At 66.5% G+C, this 8,621-nt stretch carries 2 protein-coding genes and 1 pseudogene; 2 read left to right on the top strand and 1 reads right to left on the bottom strand.

Going from position 1 to position 8,621, the window contains the following annotated elements; all coding sequences use genetic code 11:
• Nucleotides 1-462, bottom strand: a pseudogene (locus EN781_RS17830) (outer membrane protein assembly factor); the annotation flags it as partial.
• A 279-nt stretch (nucleotides 463-741) separates the two neighbouring features.
• Between EN781_RS17830 and EN781_RS17825 the strand changes: the two are divergent.
• Together EN781_RS17825 and pbpC are read left to right on the top strand one after the other, a co-directional pair.
• A complete protein-coding gene (locus tag EN781_RS17825; RefSeq protein ID WP_127400191.1) occupies nucleotides 742-6,222 on the top strand; it encodes an alpha-2-macroglobulin family protein in 5,481 nt (1,826 codons plus the stop codon).
• A 190-nt stretch (nucleotides 6,223-6,412) separates the two neighbouring features.
• Complete coding sequence (gene pbpC, locus EN781_RS17815; protein WP_126059413.1) at nucleotides 6,413-8,518, top strand: penicillin-binding protein 1C; 2,106 nt, start codon at nucleotides 6,413-6,415, stop codon at nucleotides 8,516-8,518.
• Nucleotides 8,519-8,621 lie beyond the last annotated feature (103 nt).

The raw sequence follows: 8,621 nt of genomic DNA, 5'->3' as shown, positions 1-8,621 counted from the left end.
CACTGGAATAGGTTGCGGCCCCTTGAACTCGGCGTCGGGCGGCAGGTCGTCGAGCGGCTTGCCTTCGATCGTGACGGTGACGACGCCTTCGTAGCGGGCGTCGGCATAGAGGGCGGCGACCAGTTGCTCGCGGTCGGCTCGCGCCTTGGCCAGCAGGCCGAGCGAGCCGGAGACCGGGCGCTCCTCGTCCGCCTTCAGCGTCGAGGCATTTTCCAGTTTCTTGACCAGGTCCTTGTCCGCATCGGGCGCCTCGATGGTCACTGAGTAGCGCAGCGGATCGACAATATCGGCATCTTCGTCGCTGGAGGAACCCCAGAGCTTGATGCCGAATATCTCGAAGGCCGTCGCCGGCCGCGATTCGGCAATGAAAGCAACAGAGCAAAGCGCGGCCAGAAGCAGGGCGCGCGGAAGCCCGCGCCCTGGCGCGATCCCCCCTGACATCTGCTTTTCATGCGCCGGCATTAAGACAACCTAGTCGACAAAACTAAAATTGGAATGAAGTTCTGAAACGCTCGTAAAGGGGCCACAATCCAATTGTCTGAAATAGACAGGGCTTGGAATTCACACCTTTTGCGTCTTCGCAAGATTGCGTGATCCCCTGTCCTATGGAGGTTTTGTTGAAATACCGGCCTTTGGCCGGCATGGAACCCGTTGGTGGGTGCAAACCTGCCGAGCTCCGGCGTTGACAAGCCTGACTGAAGCTTGATCATGCCGGGACGCTGGCGATATCTGGAGGGTGATGTGGCAATGCGCGCGGCTCGTGGTCTCTCTTTCCTGGTTCTTCTCTTTTTCGCCTTCAGCGGCGTCGCGCAAGCGGCGGAAGCCCGGCGGATCGTGACGACGGACAATTCCGACTATTTCGGGTTCGACCTCAGGTCCGACCAGAATGTCAGCCTTGACCAATGCAAGACGACATGCCTGGGCGACCCCGCCTGCCGGGCCTTCACCTACAACACCAAGGCCAAATGGTGCTTTCTCAAATCCGACTTTAACCAGCTTAAACCCTTCAACGGCGCCATTGCCGGCAAGGTCGCCAATGTCGATGGCGATCCCGATATCGGCGCGCCGCCGGAACTGGCTTTTTTCCCCGGCTGGATGGCCGACCAGGCGCAGCAGTACCGCAACAAGCTGACCGATCCGGTCTATGACAAGCCGACCGAGGGTCTGGGGGCGCTGCAGGCCGCGGCCGAGCAGGCGCAGCTTACCGGCGACCACCGGCTGGCCATGCAGAAATACGAAGCCGCGGTTACGGTGCTGCCCGATGACGGCCATCTCTGGCTCGAGCTGGCGCGCGAGACGCTTGCCGTGCAGCCGGCCTCCAACACGTCCGAAGGGTCGACCTTGCCGGCAAACGGCACGTCCGCCGCCTTCAACGCCTACAAGCTGGTGCGCACCACCAAGACGCGCGCCCAAGCGCTCGCGCTGCTCGGCGCCGGTCTCGACCGCCGCGATCTCTACCGGCCGTCGCTGCAGGCTTATGAAGCGAGCCTCGCGCTGGTCAGCTCACCGTCGGTCCAGGCCGATTATGCGGACCTCAAGGCCCGCAAGGGCTTCCGCGTCATCGATCACACGGTCGATGCCGACACCAGCGCGCCACGCATCTGCGCGCAATTCTCCGAGGATCTGGTCAAGACCGGTGTCGACTATTCGCAGTTCGTCACCGTCGACAACGCCGCCCCCAAGGGCGTCGAAGCCAAGGACAAGCAGATCTGCGTCGAAGGGCTGGAGCATGGCCAGCACTATGAGGTGACGTTCCGCGCCGGCCTGCCGGCGGCTATCGGCGAGGTGACCAGCGCGCCTGTGGTGCTGTCGATCTATGTCCAGGATCGTGCGCCTTCCGCCCGCTTCACCGGCGACAGCTTCGTGCTGCCGGCGGGCGCGCGCCGCGGCATCCCGGTCGTCACCGTCAACATGAATGCAGCCAAGATGAAGCTCTACCGCATCGGCGACCGTTCGCTGGCGCAGCTTCTGTCCGGCTACCAGTTCCTCAAGCAGCTCGACGGCTACGATCTATCCAACATTTCCGACCAGATGGGTTCGCCGGTCTGGGAAGGCCAGCTCGACATCGCCAACGACCTCAACAAGGAGGTCACCACTTCGTTCCCGGTCGACGAGGCGCTGCCGCAGCGCAAGCCCGGCGTCTATGTGCTTACCGCCCAGGCTGTCGACGACCACAGCGATGAGTATGATTCGCGTGCGACGCAGTGGTTCGTCGTCTCCGACATTGGGCTCTCCACCTATACCGGGCAGGACGGGCTGAACGTCTTTGCCCGCTCGCTTGGAAGCGCCAAGCCGATCACGGGTGCCGAGCTGACGCTGCTCGCCCGCAACAACGAGATCCTCGGCACCGCCACCACCGACGCCGAGGGCCGCGCCGTCTTCAACCCCGGCCTGACGCGCGGCGAAGGCGGCATGGTGCCGGCCGTGCTGATGGCCAAGCAAGGCGACAACGACTTCGTCTTCCTCGATATGGGGCGGGCCGGCTTCGACCTCTCCGACCGTGGCGTCACCGGGCGTCCGGCGCCCGGTGCGCTCGACGTCTATGCCTGGACCGAGCGCGGCATCTACCGTGTCGGCGAGGATGTGCATGTCGCGGCCCTTGCCCGCGACGGCGCCGCCAAGGCGGTCGAGAACCTGCCGCTGACCTTCATCTTCACGCGCCCAGACGGCGTCGAGGACCGCCGCATCGTCAGCGATGGCGCCTCAGCTGGTGGCCATGCCGTCGACCTGCCGCTCGAGCCCAACGCCATGCGCGGCACTTGGACAGTGTCGATCCATACCGATCCCAAGCAGGCGGCCGTCGCCAGCCAGATGTTCCTGGTCGAGGACTTCGTGCCGGATCGCATCGAGTTCGACCTCTCCGCCGACAAAAAGGAGATCGCGCAGGGCGAAACCGCCAACGTCACCGTCGACGGCCGCTTCCTCTATGGCGCGCCGGCCGCCGGACTTGCGCTCGAAGGCGAATTGACGCTGTCGACCGCCCGCGACTGGGACCGCTTCAAGGGCTATTCCTTCGGTCTCGCCGACGAGCAGTCGGCCGAGCCCTCGGTGACGCCGCTCGCCGGTCTGCCCGTGGTCGGCGACGACGGCAAGGCGACTTTCCCGGTCGCCGTCGACCAGTTGCCCTCAACCACCAAGCTGGTCGACGCCAAGGTCACCGTCCGCATGCGCGAAACCGGCGGCCGCGCCGTCGAGCGATCGCTCAACATCGGCATCCGCCCGCAGGGCCACATGATCGGCATCCGTCCGGATTTCGAGAACGACGAGGTGCCGCAGGGCGGCACGGCGAAGTTCAGCCTGATCGCCGTCGACCCCGACGGCAAGCGCGAGGCGCTGAAAGGCGCGCTGTGGTCGCTGGTCAAGGTCGAGCGCAATTACCAGTGGTACCGCTCCAACAATTCATGGAATTACGAGCCGGTCACCTTCACCAAATCGGTGGCCAACGGTCAGATCGATCTTGCCGCCGATGGCGAGGCAACCGTGTCGCTGCCGGTCGACTGGGGCCGCTACCGGCTCGAGGTCGAGACGGCTGATCCCGAGGGTCCGGCGACCAGCTACGAATTCGATGGCGGCTGGTATGTCAGTTCGACCACCACCGAAACGCCCGACGGCCTCGAGATTGCTCTCGACAAGGACACCTTCGCGGCTGGCGACGTGGCCAAGCTCAAGGTCTCGCCGCACTTTGCCGGCGAATTGCTGGTCACCATCGGCGCCGACAAATTGCTGAAGACCGTCACCGCAAGCGTACCTGCCGGCGGTGGAACCGTCGACATCCCGGTCGGCGACGACTGGGGCGCCGGCGCCTATGTTACGGCGACACTGTTCCGGCCGGGCGACGCGCAGGAGACGCGCATGCCGGCCCGCGCCATCGGCGTGAAATGGCTGGCAGTCGACCCGGGCTCGAAGAAGCTCGCTGTCACCTTGACGCCGCCTGAGAAGACAAAGCCACGCCAGCAGCTGTCGATCCCGGTCGCGGTGGCAGGCGTGCAGCCTGGCAGCAATGCCTATGTGATGGTTGCCGCCGTCGATGTCGGCATCCTCAACCTCACCAACTACAAGGCGCCCGATCCGGAAAACTGGTTCTTCGGCCAGCGCATGCTGGGGCTTGAGATCCGCGACCTGTACGGCCGCCTGATCGATGGCTCGCTCGGCACCACCGGCAAGCTGCGCACCGGCGGCGACGGCGCCGCCTTGCAGGCGCAGGGCAGCCCGCCGACCGAAAAGCTGGTCGCCTTCTTCTCCGGTCCCGTCCAACTCGACGCCGACGGCAAGGCCAGGATCGACTTCGACATCCCGCAGTTCAATGGAACCGTGCGTGTCATGGCCGTCGCCTGGACCAAGGAAGCGGTTGGCCACGCTCAGGCCGATGTCATCGTGCGCGATCCGGTGGTGATCACCGCCGGCCTGCCGCGCTTCCTGGCGCCCGGCGACAACGCTCTCATGCGCCTCGACATCGCCGACACCGACGGCCCAGCCGGCGACTATGCCCTATCGATCGACACGACAGGCGACCTGTCCACCGGCGACAAGCCGCTCCCCGGCAGGCTGACGCTCGCCCAGGGCAAGCGCCAGACCCTGACCGTGCCGTTGATCGCCAGGACGGCGGGCGACGCCACGATCACCGTCAAGCTCGCCCATGCCGACGGCACCGAGGTCGAGCAGACGCTCTATGTCCCGGTGCGGCCGGCGCAGTTGCCGCTCACCACCCGCCTGGTGGTCGACCTCAAGCCCAATGTCGGCGCCCTACGCGTCGACAAGGGCCTCCTGGCGGCAAGCCTGCTCGACGGCGCTTCGGTAAGCGTCGGTGTCTCTCAGGCGGCCGCCTTCGACGTGCCCTCGCTGCTGATGACGCTCGACCGCTACCCCTATGGCTGCGCCGAGCAGACGACCAGCCGCGCCATGCCGCTGCTCTATGTCAACGAGTTGGCCGAAGGCATCGGCATGGCCAGCGATCCAGACCTGCACGGCCGCATCCAGGACGCGATCTACAAGGTGCTGAGCTATCAGGCCTCGGCCGGCAGCTTCGGCCTGTGGGGCCCAGGCTCCGGCGATCTCTGGCTCGACGCCTATGTCAGCGACTTCCTGACCCGGGCGCGCGAGCAGAAATACGACGTGCCGGCGTTGGCGATGAACCAGGCGCTGAGCAACCTGCAGAACTCGCTCGGCTACGACCAGGACGTCCAGGATCGCGGCAGCGAGATCGCCTACGCGCTCTATGTGCTGGCCCGCAACAAGAAGGCCTCGATCGGCGATCTGCGCTACTATGCCGACACCCAGCTCGAAGCCTTCACCAGCCCGATGGCCGTCGCGCAGCTTGCGGCGAGCCTTGCTCTCTACGGCGACGCGCAGCGCTCGGAGGCCACCTTCCAGACCGCGCTGCGTCTAGCGCAGGCGGGCACCGAGTACGACTACTACCGCTCCGACTATGGTTCGCCGCTCCGCGACGGCGCGGCAATCCTGGCGCTGGCCGCCGAATCGAAGCCGGTGCCGACCATCGTGCCGGCGCTGATCAAGCTGGTGGCCCGGGAGCGCGCCGATGCCCGCTGGACGAGCACGCAGGATGAATCCTGGATGCTGCTCGCCGCGCGGGCGCTGAAGGAGGGCAATGATTCCATCACGCTCTCCGTCAACGGCGCGCCGCATTCCGGCGGCTATTCCGACCGCTTCGGCGGCAGCGATATAGCCGGCAGCCCGCTCACCATCGCCAACACCGGCAAGACACCGCTGCAGGCGGTGGTCACCACGGTGGCCTCGCCGGTTGAGTCGCTGCCGGCCGGTGGCGACGGCTTCACCATCGATCGCACCTACTACAGGCTCGATGGCACCGAGGCCAACGTCACCGAGGCCACGCAGAACGAGCGCTATGTCGTCGTTCTCAAGGTCTACGAGCAGAACAGCTGGCCTTCGCGCCTCCTGATCACCGACCTGTTGCCGGCCGGCTTCGAGATCGACAATCCGGGCCTGGTGTCCAGCGCCCAGCTGTCGAACTTCTCCTGGCTGGCGCAGACCGACGCCGCCCATCTCGAGTTCCGCGACGACCGTTTCGTCGCGGCCTTCAACCCGAACGACGGCGACGGCGACCGCAACATCACGCTGGCCTATGTTGTGCGCGCGGTGACGCCCGGCACCTATGCCCATCCGGCGGCAACGGTGGAGGATATGTATAGGCCGCAATATTCGGCCCGCACCGCCACTGGCATGATGGAGGTCAAGGCGCCGTAAGCGCCTTGATAGACGTGGCGATGGCGCTGCCCCTCATCCGCCTGCCGGCACCTTCTCCCCGTATAGTGACGGGGAGAAGGGGGCTGTCGCGAATTTCTCCGACTATTCTGCACCGTTGGCGATTGGCGAAACCATCGGCAACAGCCCCTTTCTCCCCGTCTCTATACGGGGAGAAATGTCCGGCAGGACCATGAGGGGCGGCGCCATGCTTTCCAGAAAATTCCTGCGACGCAGCGCCATAGCCGCGGCTTGTTGCGTGGGCGTTGTTGCCCTTTCCACAGCCACCCTCTGGCAGCTCGACCGCGCCTATCCGCCGCCGCTGCCAAAAAAGCTGGCGGTCTCCACCGAAGTGCAGGACCGCGACGGTCAGCTTCTGCGCGCCTTCGCCACCTCCGACGGCTATTGGCGGCTCGAAACCCGGCTCGACCAGGTCGACAAGCAGTTCGTCGACATGCTGGTCGCCTATGAGGACAAGCGCTTCTGGGACCATGACGGCGTCGATTTGCTGGCGCTTTGCCGTGCCGCCGGTCAGTTCGTCAGCAACGGCCACATCGTCTCCGGCGGCTCGACGCTGTCGATGCAGCTTGCCCGGCTGATCGAACCGCGCGACAGTCGCAGCCTTGGCTCCAAAATCAAGCAGATGCTACGCGCCATCCAGATCGAGCGGCGGCTTTCCAAGCGCGAGATCCTGGAGCGCTACCTGACGCTGGCGCCACATGGTGGCAACCTCGAAGGCGTGCGTGCCGCTTCGCTCGCCTATTTCGGCAAGGAGCCGAAGCGGCTGACGGTCTCGGAGGCAGCACTGCTCGTTGCCCTGCCGCAACTGCCGGAGAAGCGGCGGCCGGACCGCAACCCCGACATCGCCCATGCCGCGCGTGACCGCGTGCTGACGCGCATGGTTTCCGCCGGACTGCTCGGCGAACGGGAAGCCGCGCGCGCCGCCCTCGACGATGTCTCCGGCCTGCGCCGCAAGCTGCCGGCGCTGGCCGCCCATGCCGCCTATGCCATGCTGCCCAAGGCCATACCGGGCAAGCCGCTGCAGCTCACCATCCGCAGGAGCGTCCAGCAAGGACTGGAACAGGTGGCGAAGGAAGCCGCCGCCAGGCTCGGCCCAAAACTTTCCGTCGCCATGGTGCTGGCCGATGCCCGCACCGGCGACATCCTCGGCGAGGTCGGCTCGGCCGACTTCTTCGACGCCAGCCGCTCCGGCTGGATCGACATGACCAGGATCGTCCGCTCGCCGGGGTCGACGCTGAAACCGTTCATCTACGGGCTCGCCTTCGAGCAGGGCCTCGTCGCGCAGGAGACCATCATCGAGGACAGCCCGGCCGATTTCGGCGGCTACCGGCCGAAAAATTTCGACATGGGCTATCAAGGCGACGTCAGCATCCGCCAGGCGCTGCAGCTCTCGCTCAACGTGCCGGCGATCCGGGTGCTCGACGCGGTCGGACCGGCCAGGCTGACGGCGCGCTTCCGCCAGGCCGGCGTCAAGCCGGTGCTGCCGGTCAACGAGGCGCCGGGCCTGGCGATCGGCCTCGGCGGTGTCGGTGTGACGCTGCGCGATCTCGTCCAGCTCTACACGGGCCTCGCCAATGGCGGCAAGGCGCACACGCTGCATGACGGCACCGAGCCGGCCAACGCCGAGCGCACCACCGCCACCATCCTCGACGACCAGGCCAACTGGCAGATCACCGACATATTGTCGGGCGTGAAGCCGCCGGAGGGCGCCTTGCAGCGCGGCATCGCCTACAAGACCGGCACCTCCTATGGCTACCGCGACGCCTGGTCGGTGGGCTTCGACGGCCGCTATGTGCTCGGCGTCTGGGTCGGACGCGCCGATGCCGGCGCCGTGCCCGGGCTGTCCGGATACGTCTCGGCCGCCCCGATCCTGTTCGAGGGCTTCGTCCGCGCCGGCCTCGCCACCGTTCCGCTTCCCGGCCAGCCGGCCGGCGTGCACCGCCCAAAACGCGACGAGTTGCCGGTGACGCTGGCGCGCTTCGGCGCCGGATCGGACGGGCTGGTGCAGGCAACGCCGGCCGAGCCCGCGCCGACGATCGTCTTTCCGCCCGACGGCGCGCGCGTCGACCTCGCCGCCAATTCGGCCGACGCCTCGCCGCTGGTGCTGAAGCTGCAGGGCGGCCGCGCGCCCTTCCGCTGGCTGGCCAACGGCAAGCCGCTGTCCGGCATCGACCGGCGCCGCACCGCCACCTGGCTGCCCGACGGCGCCGGCTATTCGACGCTCACCGTGATCGACGCCGCCGGCCGCGCGGCAAGCGTGAAGGTTTTCGTTGAATAGGATGCCGCAACCGATTCAGCGGATTGCGCTTCTTGGCCGGATGTCTGGCGCGCGGCGCCATCCTTCGGCGAGAGCAGCTAGGATTCTCGCAACGCTAGCTCTC

Origin of the sequence: Mesorhizobium sp. M4A.F.Ca.ET.090.04.2.1 (assembly GCF_003999085.1) — a bacterium.
Classification (GTDB): domain Bacteria; phylum Pseudomonadota; class Alphaproteobacteria; order Rhizobiales; family Rhizobiaceae; genus Mesorhizobium.
Note: the sequence above shows the minus strand (reverse complement) of the source record. Positions and strands in the feature narration are given on the sequence as shown.